This is a genomic window from Pseudomonas sp. GB2N2 (assembly GCF_054897705.1).
Window position 1 is genome coordinate 2,386,105 of record NZ_CM142701.1, and the last position, 17,700, is coordinate 2,403,804.

The window sequence follows — 17,700 nt, forward strand, 5'->3', positions numbered from 1 at the left end:
TAGCGGGGGCCGTCAAACTACCCTTGCCTCAGTGTTGAGGATGGCGTCCACGCGACGGACCGGGACTTCGCCGAACATCAGCGCCGGTTTGCCGGAAACGTTGTCGTAGCTGAGGGTGCCCGCTGCCACCTTGTTCACGGTCTGGCGGCGCAGGAACGCGCGGATACGGCGGGAGACGTAGAACACCGGAGTCACACCGGTCAGGCCTTGGATCAGTTCCAGTGCCTGGGTCATCAAGTCGATGATGTCCGCGCCGGTTGCGGCGTTTTTGGTCAGGGTGGCCACGTCGATGTTCGCGATGCGGACCACATAGCGCCAGTCCTTGACCGCGATGCCGCATTTCCACTGGTACTGATCCATCAGCGCGCGGAAGCGGTTGTTGTTGACGTCGAAGGCATCACCCTCGCCCAGGTCCTTGTGCACCAGACCGGCCTTTGAACCTTTCGGATAGATGCCGTGCACAGTCTTTTCGCCCCAGCCAATCAGCCAGATCGAGGTGTTGGTGGAGCCGGTGCCGCCCGCGTCGATGACGTTGTTGGCGGTTTGGGCGTTGGCCGTCACGACGGTGCTGAAGCGTGGCGCCAAGCCGGTGAACGACTCGGGCGTCACGTCGGTGTTGCCGTACAGCACACCGCGCTGCATTTCCTGGTTCATCGACTCCATGAAGGAAGACGACTCGGACAGGCGGAAGCTGGCGGTGTTGCCGTTGAGCATTGCCAGGTCAACGTCGACCTGACCACGGCCTTCCAAGATGCCGCACGACTCATCAACCTGCGCAGTGGTCGACTTGCTTGGCGGCACACCGCTGTTCAGCTTGCGGTAGATGACCGACGGCAAACCGGTGCGGGTGGTGATGCGCGAGCCGGTCGGCAGGTTGCCTTCGTACCACGGCATGTCGAGCAGCATTTCGTTCTCTTGGGTGAGCATTTCAGCGATCGGCATGATGCCGCCGCCGTCCGGGTTCATACGCTTGGCTACATCGAGCAGCGTCGGTACGGTATTACCAATAGTGGCCATGTATGGCGCTCCTTAAGCTGGATAATTTGGGTACATGCGTTCGGCGAGCGAGCGCTCGGCCGGTTGCTCGGTGGTGGTTTTGTGAATCGAACCCTCACCCAAGCCCTTGCCAACTCGATGAAAGAAGCGGACGACTTCGGGATGACTCCCGAGGCCCGACGCATCCAGCATCTGGCGCAGTTCTGGCGTTCCGAAATCGGCCATGGCCTTCTGGGCAACCTTGACGCTGGCGTCGAAGTTGGCACCGCCGAAGTCCTTGTCCTGTTTCAGTTCGCCAATCCACGCTTCCACCTGCGCTTTCTGGTCAGCCGCAGCCGCATCCTGGGAAGAGGCGAGTCGTTTGGCGTCGAACTCCATGAGCTTTTGCGCGGCGTCTTGCGGCAGGTTCAGCTCTTTGGCAAGAGACTCGAACCCAGCAAGCAGCTGCGCGTCAGGCACATAGCCTTCGGGGGCCTTGAACTCGTACTTCTCTGGGGCGCCTGCTGGCTTTGCAGGCTCGGCAGGTGGTTCCGTCGCGGCTGGAGCGGCTGCGGCAGGCTCAGCGGGCGCTGTTGCTGCGGGTGCAACTGCTGGTGCTGCGGCGGTCTGTGACGGAGCGGTCTCGGCACCACTTACGGTTGTGGTGGTGGTTGCCTCGGTTGCGTCAGCCATCGATTTTTTCCTCTGGTTTCACTGTGTTTTCCCGGACCATCAAGGGGTACAGGTCAGGGCATAAGAGATTGATCTTTGCCATCAGGCGCAGGCCTGACTGGCGCTCGCCTTCGTTCAGGCTCATGCGCCCGCCGTGGGTGTCGAAGGTGGAGTGGAAGATTCGGGCTTGGCTCAGCAGGCGCCAGACGATGCGCCGACCCCGCAGATCGCCCATCAGCCAAAGGAAGTCGTCGACCTCGCGCCTTTCTTCCAGGCGCGCCTTGGCCTCCAGCTCAGTGCGCTGGATATCGTCGTCATCGAACATTTAGGCTCCGAGCATTTGGCCGAGGGCGTTATTCGGCGTGACTTCGGTTTCGGATAGGAGTTTGGCGCCTTGGATCCCTGCGCCGAGTACCTGCTGGGCTTGTGCTGCCTGCTGCTGTTGGGCGCGCTGCTGGCGGATCTGTGCCACCTGTTCGTCACCGCGGACAACCGTTGGCACCACGCCAATCGCGTTGGCGTATTCGTCAATGAGCTGATCGGAGTCCATCTTGTCGGCGGCCGTCGGGAACGCCCCGGAGAGGTTGCCCACGAACGCCGCGTAACGCTCAAGGCTGGCCACGCCGAGTGCGCGCTGGGCCTGAGCCAGGATCGAGACGTACTCGACCTTCAGCTCGATATCGCTGAGTTCTTCTGGCGGTGGAGGCAGCAGAGGCACGCCGTCGATAATCCCCTGCCAGATCGGCAGCGACTGGCGCAGCATGATGTTGAAGCAGCGGTCGATCAGCGGGTCCAGGCCTTCGTCGTTGATATGCTCAAGCACTGGGCCGAGCATCAGCATCTTCTCTTCCTTGCGCTCGACGATCTCCGTGGCGCTGCGCACGTCGTCCAGCTGGCTGATCATCAGAAACAGGTCAGCGAAGTAGGATTCTTTGACGCTCTGCTCCAACTCTTGGATCTTCTGCTGCAGCGGACCGAGCCAGCCCGGATTGGGCGTATAGATCGGCTGGATGGTGTTCTGCCCGCCCACCTGATCGACGTAGGTGATACCGCCAGGGATCATCGAGCTTGGCTGGCCACGCAGCGATGACGGAGCCTGAAGGGCCGGATCGGACCCTCGGTCAACCATCTGCGCCGAGCGCTTCTCGTAGAGCTGCAGGGCCTTGATGTCCGGCAGTGCGATATGCCCCGGACCAGTGGCGTACGAGTCTTCAGGCAGCGTGTCCCAGCGGATGGCGATGATCGGGAACTCGTGAAAGCCCTTCTCTTCCAGCAGGTCCTTGGGGTTCTCGGCTGCAACTTCGTAGGTGATCGAGGCGAACGGCAGGTTCTTGCTGTCGCGCTTGCCGTCTTCGCGGTACTTGTTGGGCTCTACGGCCTGCACGCAGTCAACCCAGGTGTCACGACGGCCCGCGGTCCATTCCGATTTCACCCGGGTCGAGCACTGCTCAAGCCCGAACTTCTCGACCAGCTGGCCCACGGTCATCTTGAATTCTCGGTAGAACGTGTCCACCTTGCCGTTGGCACCATTGGCGACGTAATACTGGCCGACGGTGAAGGCCTCGAAGCGAAACACCTCGTCTTCGTCTTCCTCGATCGACATGGCGCCAATACCAAACGTCCCCATCTCCGAGTACACAACCGGCAATGCGCTGTACAGGTTCGACTTGAGGAACTTGTCCCGCATGCGCTGGGTGACGTCATACAGCCAGGCCTTGATTGGGCCGAACTCCATCGCCTCTTGCGACTCGGTGCTCATCTGGAACCATGGCCGGGCCGGCGAGGTGATGCCCGAGACCATGCCCGCAGACTGTGTGCGGCTCGCCTTGGTACCCGTGCTGTTGATGATCTTCTTGCTACGACGATCACCTTGGGGCTTGCCGTCGTAGAGGAACTTCGAGCGCATCGGCAGGACGTAATCCGATAGGTCCTTCCATGTGATCTCCCACGGCTGACGCTCGTTCTTGAGCATCGCGAGACGCTTGTCGGCGCGTTGACGTGGAGTCTCGTCCATAACCTATTGCCCCAAAAGCGTTTTCGCGCCAGTAGTGGTGCCGGCCGTTCCGCCGCCGAGAATGGTCGAGGACATACCAGACGCAGCAGCCCGACGGCGTTTCTCCGATGCGCGGGCCGACTGCACTTCCTCGGCGACGTTGGTCTCTTGAGGAATAGCGGTGCTGCCCGTTTCGTTAATCTCGGGCTCGTTGCCGTTCATGATCCCGTGCTTGTCACCCAATACGCTGGGCAGGCCGAGCTTGTCGAGGATCACGTCGCCACCCCGCAGCGGGTCCCATTTCTTGATGATGTCAGTGCCTGGAAGTTTGCCGCCGCCACACATGGCTGCTCTCCTACTGGTTAAATGGGTCGTAATCGGTTTGGTGGCTGGTGCCGTTTGAGTAGGCGAGCTTCTTGACAACAGGAAATGCGAAGGTCAGCGCCAGTGCATCCGCCCGGTTGGGGCTGACACCTGTGCGCTTCTTCAACTCACCCTTGTCTTCGAGGACGATCTTGCCGTCGAGCTTGACCCTGTATTCGGGGGCTGAGAGTTCGTCTGCGGTTTGCTGGTCATTCAGCTCGCCGCCTTCCATCAGCCATTTCTTGGCCGAACTCCACATCTCGCCGCGCTTGTTGAGCATCGCCGGGTCTGAGGACGCACCGCCGAACTGCACGAGCGTCCAGTTGCGACCCATTGCCCTGGCGGCAGAGACGATGCCAGTGCCGTAGCCGAAGTCCACGAAGACCGCGTCGGCCTTGTACTGGTCTTCGAGCTGAGCGATGCGCTGAGCACTCAGCACGTCGTCGTCATTCTTCTGGAACGTTGCCAGTAGCTTGCTGTGCAGGCCCTGGCGCATGTAGATCGCGAACTCATCCTCGCCAGACCATGACGGGTCTACGCCGATGATAACTGGCGCGTGGCTGACCATTGCCTCGGTGACCGTGGTCGACATGCCGGCATCAACCAGGTTCTGGCCAATGAACTGCACGTCTGAGGAGGACGGGAACAGCCCACGGACGCGGACCTTGAAGAAGTCCGAGTCGGCGCCGTAGTCCGCCTCCCACTTGGCAATCTGGTCTTTGTTCGTGCCATCCACTGTGCGGCTGTCAATCTGCCGGGGGATCCAGCGGTGGCGGTATTTGCGAAAGCACTCACGAAAGCGCCCGGTGTTGCGTGTCGGGTTACCGAAGGCCAGCCAGATGATCTCGGTGTCTTCGTCCGTCAGCGCACCCTCGGCCACCTCCCACACCTTGTCGGCAATGTTCGAGGCTTCGTCGAAGATCAGCACGATTCGCTTGCCCTTGTTGTGCAGGCCAGCGAATGCTTCGGTGTTGTGCTCGCTCCATGGCACCGCGTCAGCCTTCCATGCGTCTCCGTGCTCAGGATCCACGGAGGCGATCTTGGTAGCCGTTGGGTTGAACCAGTGCTTGTTGATCGCCAGGCGGAACCACTTGCTGATCTCTGGCCACGTCTTGGTGCGGAGCTGGTTGTCGGTGTTGGCAGTCACCACCACCTTGCAGTCTTCGCAAGTGGACATGGCCCAATCAAGCAGCATGCCCATTTCGGCTGACTTACCGATACCGTGCCCTGACGCTACAGCGATCATCAGCGGCTGGTGCCGAGTCTCGGGATTGCTCAGGTGAGTCTTGATATCGCCCATCACGTCGCGCTGCCACTGCCGAGGCCCTTCAACGCCCTTCAGTTCGCCCTCGCCCCATGGGTACGCATACAGCGCGAATCCGAGGGGGTCATGGGTGAACGAGGCAATGTCCTCGACGAGCTGCAGCTCAGGATTGGGATTTGGTTGCGCGCTCACGGGCTCTGGCCATCCGATCTGCAAGGCCATCGTGAATATCAATGGTCAGGTCAAGCTTGTCTTTGAACATCCCGAGGTGACGAGCCACCTTGTCGAGTGCGGCGAGCTGATCGTGCATCTTCACCTCAAGCCCATCTTTACCAACCTTGACGCCGGCATAGAGTGTGCCTGCGGACTGGCTCAGCTGACGCGAATCGTGAACGTGAACGCGACCCTTGCCATTCCCTGCACACTTGGGGCACTTCGGGTGCGGCGCAATCGATGAGTCGTAGCCAAACCCGCCATCCTGGCTCACGCTATCCGGGTCTGATGCCTCGGCGATGGCGATGGCGAGCTCTTCCTCATCAATCCACTGGTACATGTGGAGTTCGCCGAAACAATGCCGGCAGCACTCACGGCGGTATTCAACCAACTCGTTAGGATCGGCAGTGGCGATCATCCAGAGGCGCTCAAGCACTTTCTCCTGGGTGATTTCTGTCTTCTGCGCCCTCTTTTGCATGCGCTCTTGCAGCGCTGCCTGGACGCTAACATTGGCTAACAGCCTGCAACCCTGCTCGTTTGCCGTGCGAGCGCTGTACCCGGCTCGTATGGCGGCCTGAGTGGCATTCAAGTCGATAAGGTACTCATCAACGAAGAGAGCCTGCTTACCGGTGAGGTCAAACACGTCTTACTCCCCAGCCAATTCGGGCGAGGATGAGGCAGCAGGCTCAGAAGACGCGACCGGATTGGCTTGGCCTGGAACGACAACGGCTTCGTCGTCTTTGACCTTCATCCATTCGAATTGCGGGAACAGCCCGCGAGTGGTTCCGGCATCCCCTACGAAGCGCAAGCCGTTGGCGTCTTGCACGTAGGTTGAAGCAGTCACAAGATGGAGCTCGCCGTCACGGGTTTTGATCAGATAGTTAGTCACTTGCTCTTACTCCGCTGGATGGATGCGTCTACCTGATCGGCGCAGGTGTCGAGCAGATTGATTGCCCGGTCTTTGAGGTTCCACACATCGCCGTTGGTGCGCAGGTCAGAGTCTTCGGCGGTCACTCGCTCACACGGAACGAGTTCGGGCGACTCAATTAGTAGTGCGTTTGTCTTTGTCACCATCGGCGGGCTTGAACAGGCCGCCAGGCAGAGGCTGGTCAGCCCAATCACGAACAGGCTTGCTGTTGCGCTTGAGTTCTTCAAAGTCCTTCTCCGCCTTTCTGGCTTTGGCTTTACTGGCCTGTAGCCGTTTGTTCAGGTCTGCCTGGAACGCTGCGTTGCGCTTGGCTTCGGCCTGTAGTGTGGTGATGGTGGCTTGACTTTCGGTGTTGGCAGTCACGGCCTTCTGCTTCTCGCCCTGTTCAAAGGTGACAGAGGCTTGCAGGGCCATGACGCGGTATTGCTGGATGCCGACGAGCAGTGCGCCGACCAACCCTATGACGGCTGCCAGCGCCAGTGCACGCAGGACGTTCACGTCAGTCCCAGCCGCACGCCTTCATCGAGGACGGCCTGCGGGTATCCAAAGCCGGCGTTCTCGTGGCGGATGATCGCCTTGACGAAGGCTCGCATCACGCCGTCGTGGCACAAGTCCACCTCAACTCCGGGCTTGATACCGATGCTCGACTCAACTGCTCGTACGTACGCGGCGGTGTCGTTCTCGTTGCTCGGTGCCCAGCGGCCGATGATGTCCTTGACCGTCTTCAGCCCGTACCGGTTCTGGTAGGTCAGCAGCAGTTTGCACAGCGCACGGATGCCGTTCTCTGGCGTGTCGAACCGGGCAAACCGTTTCTCGATGGCTGGATTCGGCGGGAGCTGGCCGCGCCACTTGTTCGACGGTGCGTAATCGATGTTGCCGGGGTTGTTGTTCCGCACGCCTCGGGTGGTAGTCATACGGTCTCCACCTTCTTGCCAATGAATTTCAGGACGAACTCCCTGATGGCAGTAACGCCGAGGAAGCCAATCATCCCGCCAGCGGCCACTGACAACCCGTCAGGCCACTCCATCCACTTGATGATGCTGCTGGCTGACAGGCTCAGCCCGCCACAGATCAGAGACTCAAGGATCACTCGCCACACCTTCGTCTCCTTGGCGTCGTACAAAACACGAAGAAGAGAAATTGTCGCGGCCATGATTGCTCCCTGCCAAAGAGGGTTGCTGATGATTCGCCAGACGTCAGCCCAAGATGTAGGGTCTTTATCTGGAGTCATCTTTGGCATCTCAGGTGTTCCCTTTCGGGATGTGGGCGATAAGAAGGCCTGCGAGGCCTGGCGGAATTCCGTGGGGAGCGGATTCGCCAAAATGGGGACATAAAAAAGCCCAGCTGGTTTAGGGCTGGGCTATGCCGGTTACCTTTATCCGGCGCCGGATGTTTCCTCCCGGCGGTGCGTTCCGGTCTGATTCGCAGCGTTATGCTGTTTCACTGCCGGGGGAGTTGGTTGCAGATGACCGGTGCTGATCTCCGGCTTTCCATGTGGCGTGCATTGGTAGCTCGGCGCATATAAGCACTGTTGCCAGCACTGCGGGATTCGAACCCGCGACCCCTGGGTCGCCACTTCCAGTGTTCTACCGCTGAACGGCACCGTTTAACTGCTCATCAGCCTAAGCATTCATCTGCATAAACAAAAAAGCCCGACTCAATGGCCGGGCTTTCGGCGAGCGTCACATCGCTGAACGCTTGCTATTCCGGAAGAACAGGTAGATCAGCCCAACGGGAGCGATGAAAATCGCGAACGCCCAACACACCATAATAGTGAGGTATTTCGCGATCACGAACGTTGTGGCGTTCCAGTAAAACTGGTTGTTTCCGACAATGTAGTTAACCACGCTCTCGTAGACGAACCTTGCGTAGGGATACAGCACTGTGTTGATCAGCACGAAGGTGATGAACCCAAAATTTGGCTGATGCTTGCCGCTGACCGACACGGTGATCAGCAGTGCGGCGATGACAGCACCGAACAAAAAGTGCCGGAGATACACCGGACCGCTCAACCCGCCAAACGTTTTTGCAAATAACGACCGCATGAGATTCCCTTCTGACCGATGATGACAATGCCATCATATAGACATCATCCCAATCTCAAAAGACTGCGCGGCAACAAAAAGCCCCAACGAGTCTTCGGAGCCTTTTGCCTGGGTGCCGCGCTGGAACAGCTGAACACCGTGCCATGGAAACAGGTTGTTATCCGGCATGAAAGAGTTTTCTAGGCAGCCTCACTCATTCCATGCAATACACCGTCAATCCAACCGACGCCGGACTTGATTAGCTCCCTTGCAGATCGCTCCGAAATGCCAGCCGACTCCCCTACCCGCACCATCGTCCACTTGGCACCGAAGTATAGCCAAAGGAACAGGCCCATCTGACCACTACGTTGCGTCAGCTTGGCTACGGCTGAATCCACTGCTAACGCCTGATCGTCAGTGATGACATAGCTGGCCGTGCTAGCCATTTGGACATTGTCCCGCATGAGTGCCAGTAGCGGAGATACGTAGCGTGGTACGCCCATCCCATCCATTCGCCACCATCCCCACTGCTCCAGCAGGTATTCCGTATCGCCCAGAGGTTTATCGACGTAGGTGCGCTTCTTCATGCGGCCTTCCTCGGATCTGGATCACTCAAACCAAACAGATCACGCAGCAAACGGTCGGCAGGTTTATTCTTGGCGTTGCCCTGAATGAGCCAACGCTGGCCGAAGTCGTGGAACCCGATCTTTCCCCGGCCCCCGTGCCAGCAAGCAACCATCTCCAGGAGACACGCCAAAGCTGCAGCGCCGCCGATCTTGATCTTGGCAAATTCTTCGGCGGCCACTTTCAAAAACTGCCGCTCCAGCTCACTCATGCTTTTGCGCGGAAGCGGTGCAGCGCTTCGATCGTTCATTGTGTTTTCCCCCTGTACTTACTGACGAAGGGGCGATTCATCTCGACCTCCTCGTCGGATGGATACGAATTGCTGCAGAAGTCGGCGAAGCGACCGTACTCCCCTTGTTGCTGGACGAGACAGCTTCCGACTTTCGCGTGTCGACACTTGGGCATGATCAGCTCGGTCACACCGTTCTGGCCCTCTTCGCTATCCATGTCGCGATGAACCAGGATAATGCAGCTGGCATCAGCCTCGATCTCGCCAGAGTCGCGCAGATCGCTCGCCTGAGGCCTCTTGCCTACACGCTTGGTGGAGTCGCGGTTCAACTGTGAGAGCTCTACGACCGGGATGTTGAGCTCCTTCGCAAGGCGAAGTAGCGCTTTGCTGATCGCGCCCACCTCCTCACTTCGTGTCCTCCCTCTTCGCTCCGACTGAACCAGGCCGAGATAGTCGACCATGATTCCGGCCAAGCCATGTTCACGCTGACATTGCCTTGCGGTTGATCGAATGGTCGCTGGGCTCTGGTGCGGTTCGTCACAGATGAACAGAGGGGCTCCATGCGCCTTGGCTACTGCTCCGACCATTCGTGACCAGTCGTCATCCTGCATTTTCTCTGGGTTGTCGAGCCTGCGGAGATCAACACCGCCAAGGGATGCGATAGCGCGCACGCCCAGTTCCTCGCCAGGCATTTCGATCGAGAACACTAACCACGGCAGCTTGGCGACACAGGCATTGTGTTGGGCGATCTGCAGTGCCAACGTCGTTTTCCCACTACCAGGCAGGCCGGCGATGATGGTCACCTTCTTCGGTCGAATCCCCTGCATCAGCTCATCAAGCTTTTGCAGCCCGGTTGAAGGCCAATCAGGCCTCAAGCCGAGGTGTTTGTCATTGACACCTTCAGCAGCCCGGCCCATGACGTGATCAAGGCGTTGATACTTCGGGTGGTCGTCATCCAGGTCGCGAAGGTCTGCAGTAGCCTGTTGTGCGAGCGCGATGATCTCTGACAACGACCGATCTTCACTCACCTGCTCTCTGATGACGTCAGCAGCCTGAACAACCTGACGCAGCACAGCACGTTCCCGAACGTGACGAGCGTAGGCCTTCCAGTTCGCAGTACTTGGGACGTTGTTGGCGATTTCGGCAGCGAATGCCAGCATGCTTTCACCGCTAGGCAACCGCGGGCGAAACAGCCCTACAGTCACCGCATCGATGGGATCCCCTATCGCATGGCAGTCGACAATTGCCTGATACAACGCGGCGTTTTCCAGATCATGAAAGTCCGAGATCTTTACCTTACTAGTGACGTCGTCGAACAGACTCGGGTCCATCATGATTGCCCCGAGAACCCCGTGCTCCGCCTCGACGCTGAACAGTTCCCGAGTCATACAGCACCTCGCGCGGATGCCCAATTGAATCCGACAGCTTGTCCACCCGCTTGCCGTAGGCGATCCAAGGCGCGATCTCCGATGTAACGCGTGAGATCCGCGGTTACAAGATTGGAAACCACCACAGTGGGTAAGACGAACTGGTAACGTCGATCGATGACCTCATGCAGAACGCTCAGCTCATATGCGCTACCGCTTTGAGCGCCGACTTCGTCAATGACCAACAAATCAAAGCTCGCAAGCTCTTCCAGAATGTCGTTGTCCGAGTACTCGGCGTTACGATCCATAGCGCCTTTGAAGACTCGGATGATCTCAGCTGCGGTGGCGATTACGGCCCGGGCACCATGCTTACGAATGACTGCCTGAACCATCGCGCAAGCTAGATGGGTTTTGCCATTACCGACGTTGCCAGAAAGAACCAGAGAGCGCCCAGCAGCGTAGTTATCGGGAAACTGATCGACGTAGTCCATACAGGCATGCAGCGCCCTGGACATGCCCTCACCTCCACCTGCGGTCCTGTAGGTGTCGAAGGTGCAGGCGCTGAACCGTGGTGTGATACCGGAGCCTACGAGTAACTGGTTCAGGTCTTCAGCCTTCTTTCTACCCTTCGCCAAGGCGTAAGCCTCAGTCGATTTCGGAGCCGTGTGCAGGGCCTCCCAGTGGCAATGCTTGCAACCCCGAGGTAATACCGAGCCATCGAACTGCTCAGTTTCGGAGCTGTTCACCGAACCATGTATGGCGCAGTCGAGGTCAAAAAAGCGGACCTGAGGCTGTTTGCAGAAATTAGAAATTCGCGCCATTTTTCACCTCCGGATACATCTCTTCGGTATGGATCGGCAGGTTGGTGAAGGCCGATGACTTGCTGGAGGTAGCCGGCGTGAGAATGTCGTGCCACCGCTCACCATTCAGCCAGGTGGCGGCATTCGGAATGTAGCGGCCACCATTCTTGGTCCAGTCCTCGGAAAGGCAGTGGTCGCCAAGAGCAGCGATCAAGGTCTGGTGTAGTTCAGCTCCGGGATTCAGCTTCGTCCAAGTCTTGAGTGCTTCCTTGCGGCTTTTCTTTTTCGGGTACAGCTTCCAGAACGCTTCAAACCCTTCCAGTGGTGCTGGAGTGCCCATAGGTTTAGGTTCCTTGACTGGTTCATAAAGGTGACTGGTTCTGGGGGCAGCTGCCGCCCCACCCCCTGGGTTTTCTGCCGCCCCAGGTGGGTTTTCTGCCGCCCCACCCCCTGGGGTATCTGACGCCCCACCAGAGAGCGTCAGATGAAAGACGTTTGACTGATTCAGCTCGCCTTTGCGACGGAATTCACGACGAAGCAATCCCGTGTTCTCCAACTCCCGAATGTGAACCTTCACCGTTGAGCGGCTTATCTCGCATTGATCAGCAATGTGCTGGTAGGACGGCCAGCACTCCCCCTGGTCGTTGGCGTTATCAGCAAGCTTGATCAGCACCAGTTTGCGCAACGGATTACCCACCTTCGTCTTCATGGCTTTGACCATCAATTCCATGCTCATAGGTCAGAGCTCCATCTCGTCAGTAACGCGCTTGATGAAAGCGTCGTAGGATTCAGCCATGACGAATCCCTGATCCTCCAGAGACTGCCGATACGCCTTGGCGCTGCCGTAGAGCACCCAGCGTTCGCGCTCAGGAAGATTTCGGAAGCTGGCATAGGTTGGCCAAGGGCCGGCGATCTTGCAGGCTGAGAAGGGCTCAGCAGGCGAGGTTTGAAGGTTGCCCGTTAAAGTGTCTGCGCCACCGGTGATGCGACCTGGAGGAATGATTGAACGGCCCATTTAGTCGTCCTCCTGATCGACAGGAAGGAAATCGGCTTCGCCATTTCGCATGGCGCGCAGGCCCAACACAGCGGCTGCAGCAACGCGCTCAGCAAAACCAATTTCAAGGCACGTACAGCGACGGCACATGTCGGTGATTGCGAACTGAATGGCTTCGAACGCTTCAGTTTCGTCAAAGGCCGCTAATGCGCTGACTTCGTGATCGAAGAACGTCTTGCCCTTTTCCCAGTCGGCGGCAACGCCCGGGTTGTTTCGCGGCCAATTGACCATGCGTCCTTGATCGTCACGAGACGTAAAACTTAGGTCGTCGCGCGTACGAATAAGCGGGAAATTAATCGACATCAACAGGCGAGCTTGTTCGCTACGGATTGCGTGTGCCATGATAAGTACCTCTGTGAGATGTGTTGTCCTGGTTGCACAGGACGATTTGATAAGCCCGGTTCCCGCCGGGCTTGTTGCTTTCTGCACCGGGCGAATTTCTTCATCCTCCCGCTTGAAATAATGCAAGCCCTACCCTGGCAGCGCATTCACGCCGCCTTCACCGACTCTTCCAACACCAGCAAGCTCTGTCGCACATGGCCGATTTCTTTCTGGATACCGGCCTTCTCGATCTGAGAGATATGTCCGTCAGCCATGGCGTCATGGACTGCGCGTGACACATCCCCAGACTCGGCAGCCAGATGTACTAGCGCTTGAATTAAGCTGACCCCTTCAGGCCTCACGAGAGGCACCAACTCGTACCCCAGCGCACTCGCCAGTAACTGCAATGGCTCAGGATTCTTGCTGTGCACCAAGATCTGTAGGAATTGCTCCAGGTTCAGCCGATGCGAATCATCATTCGGGTTGCTGCGATTGAGCAACGCGGTGTGGCTCATGCCCATCAGGTGAGCCAATTGCTTTGGCCCCGCATCAAGCACTGCCTCATGAATTGCGCGATGTACCTGTTCCATTCGGGAAACCTCTTTACGGTTGTCGTGGCAGCACGTGTTAGGGATGAGCGAAACTTCACTCGAATCAGGCCGCGGATTGCTCGGAGCTGGTGGATGAATTACGCAAGTAAGCCCAGTCGATATCAGGACGAAGCTCTTCACACGTCACCGCCCTCCCCGACTCGCGATCAAGATTGATGGCGAGCCCAGGACCAGCCATGCGATACCCGTAGGCGATCTGTTTAAGGTTGCCGACACTGGTGCCACTGCGCTCTGCCAGGGAATCCAGTTGGGACGGCTCCAGGGAGCGGATGAGGTCGAGTAGCGTCATGATGATCTCCGAAAGAATCTCAAGATTACGCTTTGCTAATTTGTTTTGCAATAGCAATAAATAATTTACTGTTTGCTAACGCAGGATCACTATTCGCCTATGGATATGAAAACTCTTCGGGTCGAAGCGCTGCGGCGCATAATCGGCCAACTCAGCCAGAAAGATTTCGCCGAACAGCACGATCTGGACGCGTCCTATTTGTCACAGATCCTCAACGGACATCGAGGCTTGGGCGAGAAAGCTGCGCTCAATCTTGAGCAGAAAATCGGCCTGGCTCCTGGCCTCCTCGTTAATCCGGGCGGTTACGGATCGAACGTCATCGAGGGTGAGTTCTCGCGACATGAAGTGCATCGCGAGCATTCGCCTGCCTACCAAGCGATGCTGGGATCGGCCTCGCCCCGGGCAATCGCAATCGTTGAGAAACTGGCCAGAGCCGCGGCGAAGGGCAAGCTGAAGGAATCAGATCTGGTTCTGCTGGAAGGCATCGCCGGGCTGCTCGAAAAAGCCAACGCCGAAAAATCCTGAACCCGAGATGGCAAAAGCCCGGCGCAAGGCCGGGCCCTTCGCTCCTACTTCAGCAAATCCTCTTCCCTGCTCTGCCACATAGCCTGAAGCTTGGCCAGCCCCTTGCCAGTGATCAGTGTTGAGCACGTCGGTACCGTGCCATCGATTGGATGCTCGAAGGTGCCGAGCTTCACATCGAGTAGGCCTGCTTCGATCTTCACCTGGTAGGGCTCGTTGTTCCTCGTCACCCATCCCTTCTGGCGCATGAACTGCAGCAGCCTAGTTCGACCAGTGCCGATGATCTTCGCGGCCTGGGCTGCGTTGTACGTCTTATGGGACACCGCGACCATGTCGTGGAAGGCCACCTTCGGCGCATCCTGCTCCACCTTCACTTCCAGTTCGTGGTTCTCTTTCGAGAGCTCGATATTGTCCGCCTCCAACGCAACGACCTTTGTCACGTTTTCGGTTAGCAGCGCCAGGAGTGTTCGGGGATCGCTAAGTGCTGCCGCGTAGTCGAAGGCTGGCTTAGCAACTTGCTGTTCCAGTTCCTGCCAGCGATCAACGAGGCGAGCCGTAAACTCAGGGCTGAGCTGGGCGACCACAACGAAGCTGTCGCGCTTGTTGACCAGGTAAACTTCTACTGGTCGCGCGCCCGCGCCTTCGTGTGAGGTTTCCACCGACGGTGTAAAGCTTACAACGCCATTCTCTTGAAGGCGTTCGATGGTGCGTTTCACGCTGTCATGACGCGAGCCAACAAGATCCGCAACCTCGCGAGAAGACATTGTGGAGCGCGACACATCCTGTTGAATCCGAAAATGTGTCCCGACGCCATTCTGCACGTGCTGACTAGAGGAAATGTTCATTGCGCGTTCTCCAGGCCGGCATGTGTCGAGTCGACAATAACCTTCGCTGTATTCGCAGCCCGAAACAGAAGCCAAGCTTGATTAGGCGTGATTCCATCGACCCCCGTCGCAGCCGCCTCAAGTGATGATTTCAACTCACTAAGAATGCAAGACGCCTCCTCAAGGGCGTCTGTTACTGGGATCCCGGGCCGAACAGCAAGCAGGTGCCCCTGGTCCGGGTTGCAAATTGCGAAGGACAACTCCACTGTGACCGGCATCCTGACAGCGGCAGCATTGAGTTTTTCGTTTACTTCGGTATGCTTGGTCATGTGAATGTCCTTAGAAAAGTTCACTGCTTCATAGGCCTCAAGCGTTGGCGCGCTTGGGGCTTTTTCATGCCCGCTCATTGCTGAGCTCTCCGTTTTACCTGCGCGATTAGTTCCACGAGTTGGGCATTCATGGATCGATTTTGATCCTTGGCTTGTTGCTTCAACCAAGCCATCAGGTCGCACGGCAGGCGAATCTGTGTTCTCGATATCGGGCCCATACAAAGCTCCTTTAGTGACTGCGTGTCACTATACTTGTGATCATGTTTAGTGTCAAGCTAGTGACATGAGCGAAGAAATTTATAGATCCCAGTTCCGTATCCCCTACCCCTTGTATGAGGCTTTAAAGGCATCAGCAGACAAGGGGAGGCGCTCGGTGAACGCCGAGCTGATTGATCGTCTTGAGGCGACGGTTGCCCTTGACCAAGAAATGGCCGAGAGAACCAGTGGAGATTTCGACCACACAGACGTCGCCAGCTGGATTTCACATCTCGAATCTGAAAACGCGCAGTTTCGTGCCGACTTAAATGATGCAATTAACAACCCCGTTGTACTGGACGGTAATGCACTCGCAAAGCAAGTCGCGGATCTCGCTATCAGCCCACAAATAAAGGCGCTGATCTCATTCATCGCACTTCAAGCGGCTTTCCCTGACGCGGTGACTGATCACCATAGAGCGCGCATAGCCATTTACGCAGCTTCACTGAACGACGTTCTGAGCAAGGATCCAGTTGATATTCTCACGCATCTTGCAGAAGACATGATCGTGGGAGCCTTGGAAAAGGATCTGGGGCTCTGATTCCTATTCATGCCTACATCTGCAGTGGCGGAGGACGGGGAAAGTTGGATCGTCTTTAAAACGCTTTTAGATTTTCGAGCACCGACGGTGATCGCTGGCTGCTCACTGAAGCGAATGAAGGCAGTGGCTGGGCCGAACTGGCGAACGGTTTCCGTGGCTGGCTGCATATGCGCAGAAGTGGTGAGCATAATTCTGTATCCCACGATTAATAGAGATTGGTGGAGCGACGAGATATAGTTTGTCAGCAGGCGTGCGGCTTGTGCTCTATTGGGGTCGAGGGAAACACCAATGGGGAAGTCGGGGTCAGCCCTTGCCGCCTCGGGCTGTGGCATCTTTGAAGAACTTCGCCACCGTTTCAGGACTAGCTGGAAGTTCTAGGCCATTGACTGCGGCAGAGGCTCTAAGAGTTTCATCGGCGGCGTAAGGTGCTGAGAGATCAAGACCAGCCATCGCTGCAAGCGCGGCTATTATCTGGGCGACGCTTTTACGCTCGCTGGGGTGAAGGGGCTTTTCCGGCTCCTCTTCGTCGGACAACAACTTTTTCTCAAGCTCTCGCAGTGCAGCAGTTCGCACAACTAAGGCATGCCCTTCGGGAAGCCCAGAAGCAGGATAGTAGACAGTCTCGTAATCCCAATTATCTTCGATTACATTCGTGGGGGCTCGCGTGGTTACAGGACCACAAATGGCGCTCAAGAGATCTAAAGCCTCTCTTTGTCCTTTAGAAATTTGGGGCTTAACCGATGGCGGCATTGGTTTAAGGGGGCGGGTGCTACTTTTGTAGTTATCGAGCAATTGGTAAATATGTCCTCGGTCTGGACTGGAAACGAGTGGCCCTCCCAGGCAAACCAATTCAACTGCGGGACCACCAGTGAGGTTCTGGTACGCGTGCTCAATATCCAATCTTTCCGCGCCCAACATGAGCAAATCCCACACACCTTCTAGTCTCACCGGCTTCTGCCCGTCGCCTTCAAGAACTAAAACCTCTATTCCGTTTGGTAAGAGGTCACCCCGGTAATTTCGAACAAAATCGCTCAACCATTTTTTTGTCTCTTCTGGCGATCCTGACAGCGTATCGGCGTGTCCTGCGAGGAAATCTTCTGCCTCTTTCAGAATGGGTGGCTGATTAGCTAATGGCTCGATTCTCGCTGGGCGACCTCTCGCGTGATTCACAAAATACACAGAGAGAGTCAAGTGATCATCTAGTGCCAAGCGCAATATGTCAGCCTCGTTAACCTCTTCTCTTAAACTGATTGACAGCTGCTTGGCAGCTTCATCAATAGTCAGCCATTCTCGGAGCTTTCGTAGCTTGCTCACACTTACGCCCTCCCAAGCGATCCCATGTCGAATAGATCGGCTGACCAGGCGGAAGGGAAGTCCACTTTTCGCCCCGCGATACTAGGCAGGCCAAATTTGATCAGATCATGTGCTGCCCACCTGCCAGCAATAGCACTCAGTCTATCGCCAGTTAGCAAAATGTAATAGCCAAACGAGCGCATCAAAGA

Annotated in this window: 27 protein-coding genes and 1 tRNA gene; 2 read left to right on the top strand and 26 right to left on the bottom strand. The window is 57.2% G+C overall.

What is annotated here, in order from left to right; genetic code table 11:
• Positions 1–12: 12 nt before the first annotated feature.
• From ACYZT4_RS10985 to ACYZT4_RS11095, 23 genes are all read right to left on the bottom strand, one after another.
• Positions 13–1,017 (bottom strand): major capsid protein, encoded by a 1,005-nt coding sequence (locus ACYZT4_RS10985; protein ID WP_461987708.1) that lies wholly within the window; start codon positions 1,015–1,017, stop codon positions 13–15.
• 12 nt (positions 1,018–1,029) lie between these two features.
• Complete coding sequence (locus ACYZT4_RS10990) at positions 1,030–1,668, bottom strand: hypothetical protein (RefSeq protein ID WP_461987710.1); 639 nt, start codon at positions 1,666–1,668, stop codon at positions 1,030–1,032.
• Positions 1,661–1,972, bottom strand: coding sequence for a Bbp19 family protein (locus ACYZT4_RS10995; protein WP_461987711.1), 312 nt, complete (start codon positions 1,970–1,972; stop codon positions 1,661–1,663). The genes ACYZT4_RS10990 and ACYZT4_RS10995 overlap by 8 nt, the downstream gene beginning before the upstream one ends.
• The gene (locus tag ACYZT4_RS11000; RefSeq protein ID WP_461987713.1) at positions 1,973–3,661 is read right to left on the bottom strand and encodes a portal protein; all 1,689 of its coding nucleotides are present in this window, start codon (positions 3,659–3,661) and stop codon (positions 1,973–1,975) included.
• Between the two features lie 3 nt (positions 3,662–3,664).
• Positions 3,665–3,985 carry a hypothetical protein gene (locus ACYZT4_RS11005; RefSeq protein WP_461987715.1) on the bottom strand — a complete coding sequence of 107 codons (321 nt, stop codon included), beginning with the start codon at positions 3,983–3,985 and terminating at the stop codon, positions 3,665–3,667.
• A gap of 10 nt (positions 3,986–3,995) precedes the next feature.
• Positions 3,996–5,489 (bottom strand): terminase, encoded by a 1,494-nt coding sequence (locus tag ACYZT4_RS11010; RefSeq protein ID WP_461987717.1) that lies wholly within the window; start codon positions 5,487–5,489, stop codon positions 3,996–3,998.
• A complete protein-coding gene (locus ACYZT4_RS11015) occupies positions 5,431–6,123 on the bottom strand; it encodes a terminase small subunit (RefSeq protein ID WP_461987719.1) in 693 nt (230 codons plus the stop codon). The genes ACYZT4_RS11010 and ACYZT4_RS11015 overlap by 59 nt, the downstream gene beginning before the upstream one ends.
• Positions 6,124–6,126: 3 nt before the next feature.
• Positions 6,127–6,369, bottom strand: a complete 243-nt coding sequence (locus ACYZT4_RS11020; protein WP_461987721.1) for a hypothetical protein — start codon at positions 6,367–6,369, stop codon at positions 6,127–6,129.
• Complete coding sequence (locus ACYZT4_RS11025) at positions 6,366–6,554, bottom strand: hypothetical protein (RefSeq protein ID WP_461987722.1); 189 nt, start codon at positions 6,552–6,554, stop codon at positions 6,366–6,368. The genes ACYZT4_RS11020 and ACYZT4_RS11025 overlap by 4 nt, the downstream gene beginning before the upstream one ends.
• Positions 6,523–6,897 carry a hypothetical protein gene (locus ACYZT4_RS11030; protein ID WP_461988654.1) on the bottom strand — a complete coding sequence of 125 codons (375 nt, stop codon included), beginning with the start codon at positions 6,895–6,897 and terminating at the stop codon, positions 6,523–6,525. The genes ACYZT4_RS11025 and ACYZT4_RS11030 overlap by 32 nt, the downstream gene beginning before the upstream one ends.
• Before the next feature lie 5 nt (positions 6,898–6,902).
• Positions 6,903–7,322 (bottom strand): structural protein, encoded by a 420-nt coding sequence (locus ACYZT4_RS11035; RefSeq protein WP_461987724.1) that lies wholly within the window; start codon positions 7,320–7,322, stop codon positions 6,903–6,905.
• Entirely contained in the window at positions 7,319–7,648 is a 330-nt protein-coding gene (locus ACYZT4_RS11040) for a phage holin, lambda family (protein WP_461987726.1), read from the bottom strand. Before ACYZT4_RS11040 ends, ACYZT4_RS11035 begins: the two co-directional genes overlap by 4 nt.
• A gap of 294 nt (positions 7,649–7,942) precedes the next feature.
• A tRNA-OTHER gene (locus ACYZT4_RS11045) sits at positions 7,943–8,013 on the bottom strand.
• A 77-nt stretch (positions 8,014–8,090) separates the two neighbouring features.
• A complete protein-coding gene (locus ACYZT4_RS11050; RefSeq protein WP_461987728.1) occupies positions 8,091–8,453 on the bottom strand; it encodes a hypothetical protein in 363 nt (120 codons plus the stop codon).
• Between the two features lie 179 nt (positions 8,454–8,632).
• A complete protein-coding gene (locus ACYZT4_RS11055; protein WP_461987730.1) occupies positions 8,633–9,019 on the bottom strand; it encodes an antiterminator Q family protein in 387 nt (128 codons plus the stop codon).
• Positions 9,016–9,306, bottom strand: a complete 291-nt coding sequence (locus ACYZT4_RS11060; RefSeq protein WP_461987732.1) for a hypothetical protein — start codon at positions 9,304–9,306, stop codon at positions 9,016–9,018. Before ACYZT4_RS11060 ends, ACYZT4_RS11055 begins: the two co-directional genes overlap by 4 nt.
• Positions 9,303–10,673, bottom strand: coding sequence for a replicative DNA helicase (locus ACYZT4_RS11065; RefSeq protein ID WP_461987734.1), 1,371 nt, complete (start codon positions 10,671–10,673; stop codon positions 9,303–9,305). Before ACYZT4_RS11065 ends, ACYZT4_RS11060 begins: the two co-directional genes overlap by 4 nt.
• The gene (locus ACYZT4_RS11070) at positions 10,670–11,473 is read right to left on the bottom strand and encodes an ATP-binding protein (RefSeq protein ID WP_461987735.1); all 804 of its coding nucleotides are present in this window, start codon (positions 11,471–11,473) and stop codon (positions 10,670–10,672) included. Before ACYZT4_RS11070 ends, ACYZT4_RS11065 begins: the two co-directional genes overlap by 4 nt.
• Positions 11,457–12,188, bottom strand: a complete 732-nt coding sequence (locus ACYZT4_RS11075) for a helix-turn-helix domain-containing protein (protein ID WP_461987737.1) — start codon at positions 12,186–12,188, stop codon at positions 11,457–11,459. Before ACYZT4_RS11075 ends, ACYZT4_RS11070 begins: the two co-directional genes overlap by 17 nt.
• A gap of 3 nt (positions 12,189–12,191) precedes the next feature.
• Positions 12,192–12,467: a hypothetical protein gene (locus tag ACYZT4_RS11080; RefSeq protein WP_461987739.1), complete on the bottom strand. Its 276-nt coding sequence runs from the start codon at positions 12,465–12,467 to the stop codon at positions 12,192–12,194.
• Entirely contained in the window at positions 12,468–12,848 is a 381-nt protein-coding gene (locus ACYZT4_RS11085; RefSeq protein ID WP_461987741.1) for a hypothetical protein, read from the bottom strand. It lies immediately after the preceding gene.
• A gap of 146 nt (positions 12,849–12,994) precedes the next feature.
• Positions 12,995–13,417, bottom strand: coding sequence for a phage regulatory CII family protein (locus ACYZT4_RS11090; RefSeq protein ID WP_461987743.1), 423 nt, complete (start codon positions 13,415–13,417; stop codon positions 12,995–12,997).
• A 64-nt stretch (positions 13,418–13,481) separates the two neighbouring features.
• On the bottom strand, positions 13,482–13,727 hold the full coding sequence (locus ACYZT4_RS11095; RefSeq protein ID WP_461987745.1) for a YdaS family helix-turn-helix protein: 246 nt from the start codon (positions 13,725–13,727) through the stop codon (positions 13,482–13,484).
• Positions 13,728–13,799: 72 nt separating this feature from the next.
• On the opposite strand from ACYZT4_RS11095, the gene ACYZT4_RS11100 reads away from it, so the two are divergent.
• Positions 13,800–14,252 carry a hypothetical protein gene (locus ACYZT4_RS11100; protein WP_461987747.1) on the top strand — a complete coding sequence of 151 codons (453 nt, stop codon included), beginning with the start codon at positions 13,800–13,802 and terminating at the stop codon, positions 14,250–14,252.
• A 44-nt stretch (positions 14,253–14,296) separates the two neighbouring features.
• On the opposite strand, the gene ACYZT4_RS11105 is transcribed toward ACYZT4_RS11100, so the two are convergent.
• Positions 14,297–15,094 (bottom strand): phage antirepressor KilAC domain-containing protein, encoded by a 798-nt coding sequence (locus ACYZT4_RS11105; RefSeq protein ID WP_461987749.1) that lies wholly within the window; start codon positions 15,092–15,094, stop codon positions 14,297–14,299.
• Entirely contained in the window at positions 15,091–15,480 is a 390-nt protein-coding gene (locus tag ACYZT4_RS11110) for a DUF3077 domain-containing protein (protein ID WP_461987751.1), read from the bottom strand. The genes ACYZT4_RS11105 and ACYZT4_RS11110 overlap by 4 nt, the downstream gene beginning before the upstream one ends.
• 205 nt (positions 15,481–15,685) lie before the next feature.
• Here ACYZT4_RS11110 and ACYZT4_RS11115 point away from each other — a divergent pair, with 205 nt between their 5' ends.
• The gene (locus tag ACYZT4_RS11115) at positions 15,686–16,198 is read left to right on the top strand and encodes an Arc family DNA-binding protein (protein WP_461987753.1); all 513 of its coding nucleotides are present in this window, start codon (positions 15,686–15,688) and stop codon (positions 16,196–16,198) included.
• A 303-nt stretch (positions 16,199–16,501) separates the two neighbouring features.
• Here the strand turns inward: ACYZT4_RS11115 and ACYZT4_RS11120 are convergent, their stop codons facing one another.
• Entirely contained in the window at positions 16,502–17,512 is a 1,011-nt protein-coding gene (locus ACYZT4_RS11120; RefSeq protein WP_461987755.1) for a hypothetical protein, read from the bottom strand.
• Positions 17,513–17,700: the final 188 nt, after the last annotated feature.

What these genes read in the sequence shown, in the direction of transcription:
- ACYZT4_RS10985 (WP_461987708.1), bottom strand. Translation starts at nt 1,017, where the DNA reads ATGGCCACTATTGGTAATACCGTACCGACGCTGCTCGATGTAGCCAAG.
- ACYZT4_RS10990 (WP_461987710.1), bottom strand. Translation starts at nt 1,668, where the DNA reads ATGGCTGACGCAACCGAGGCAACCACCACCACAACCGTAAGTGGTGCC.
- ACYZT4_RS10995 (WP_461987711.1), bottom strand. Translation starts at nt 1,972, where the DNA reads ATGTTCGATGACGACGATATCCAGCGCACTGAGCTGGAGGCCAAGGCG.
- ACYZT4_RS11000 (WP_461987713.1), bottom strand. Translation starts at nt 3,661, where the DNA reads ATGGACGAGACTCCACGTCAACGCGCCGACAAGCGTCTCGCGATGCTC.
- ACYZT4_RS11005 (WP_461987715.1), bottom strand. Translation starts at nt 3,985, where the DNA reads ATGTGTGGCGGCGGCAAACTTCCAGGCACTGACATCATCAAGAAATGG.
- ACYZT4_RS11010 (WP_461987717.1), bottom strand. Translation starts at nt 5,489, where the DNA reads ATGGCCTTGCAGATCGGATGGCCAGAGCCCGTGAGCGCGCAACCAAAT.
- ACYZT4_RS11025 (WP_461987722.1), bottom strand. Translation starts at nt 6,554, where the DNA reads ATGGTGACAAAGACAAACGCACTACTAATTGAGTCGCCCGAACTCGTT.
- ACYZT4_RS11035 (WP_461987724.1), bottom strand. Translation starts at nt 7,322, where the DNA reads ATGACTACCACCCGAGGCGTGCGGAACAACAACCCCGGCAACATCGAT.
- ACYZT4_RS11040 (WP_461987726.1), bottom strand. Translation starts at nt 7,648, where the DNA reads ATGCCAAAGATGACTCCAGATAAAGACCCTACATCTTGGGCTGACGTC.
- ACYZT4_RS11050 (WP_461987728.1), bottom strand. Translation starts at nt 8,453, where the DNA reads ATGCGGTCGTTATTTGCAAAAACGTTTGGCGGGTTGAGCGGTCCGGTG.
- ACYZT4_RS11055 (WP_461987730.1), bottom strand. Translation starts at nt 9,019, where the DNA reads ATGAAGAAGCGCACCTACGTCGATAAACCTCTGGGCGATACGGAATAC.
- ACYZT4_RS11060 (WP_461987732.1), bottom strand. Translation starts at nt 9,306, where the DNA reads ATGAACGATCGAAGCGCTGCACCGCTTCCGCGCAAAAGCATGAGTGAG.
- ACYZT4_RS11065 (WP_461987734.1), bottom strand. Translation starts at nt 10,673, where the DNA reads ATGACTCGGGAACTGTTCAGCGTCGAGGCGGAGCACGGGGTTCTCGGG.
- ACYZT4_RS11070 (WP_461987735.1), bottom strand. Translation starts at nt 11,473, where the DNA reads ATGGCGCGAATTTCTAATTTCTGCAAACAGCCTCAGGTCCGCTTTTTT.
- ACYZT4_RS11075 (WP_461987737.1), bottom strand. Translation starts at nt 12,188, where the DNA reads ATGAGCATGGAATTGATGGTCAAAGCCATGAAGACGAAGGTGGGTAAT.
- ACYZT4_RS11080 (WP_461987739.1), bottom strand. Translation starts at nt 12,467, where the DNA reads ATGGGCCGTTCAATCATTCCTCCAGGTCGCATCACCGGTGGCGCAGAC.
- ACYZT4_RS11085 (WP_461987741.1), bottom strand. Translation starts at nt 12,848, where the DNA reads ATGGCACACGCAATCCGTAGCGAACAAGCTCGCCTGTTGATGTCGATT.
- ACYZT4_RS11090 (WP_461987743.1), bottom strand. Translation starts at nt 13,417, where the DNA reads ATGGAACAGGTACATCGCGCAATTCATGAGGCAGTGCTTGATGCGGGG.
- ACYZT4_RS11095 (WP_461987745.1), bottom strand. Translation starts at nt 13,727, where the DNA reads ATGACGCTACTCGACCTCATCCGCTCCCTGGAGCCGTCCCAACTGGAT.
- ACYZT4_RS11105 (WP_461987749.1), bottom strand. Translation starts at nt 15,094, where the DNA reads ATGAACATTTCCTCTAGTCAGCACGTGCAGAATGGCGTCGGGACACAT.
- ACYZT4_RS11110 (WP_461987751.1), bottom strand. Translation starts at nt 15,480, where the DNA reads ATGAGCGGGCATGAAAAAGCCCCAAGCGCGCCAACGCTTGAGGCCTAT.
- ACYZT4_RS11115 (WP_461987753.1), top strand. Translation starts at nt 15,686, where the DNA reads ATGAGCGAAGAAATTTATAGATCCCAGTTCCGTATCCCCTACCCCTTG.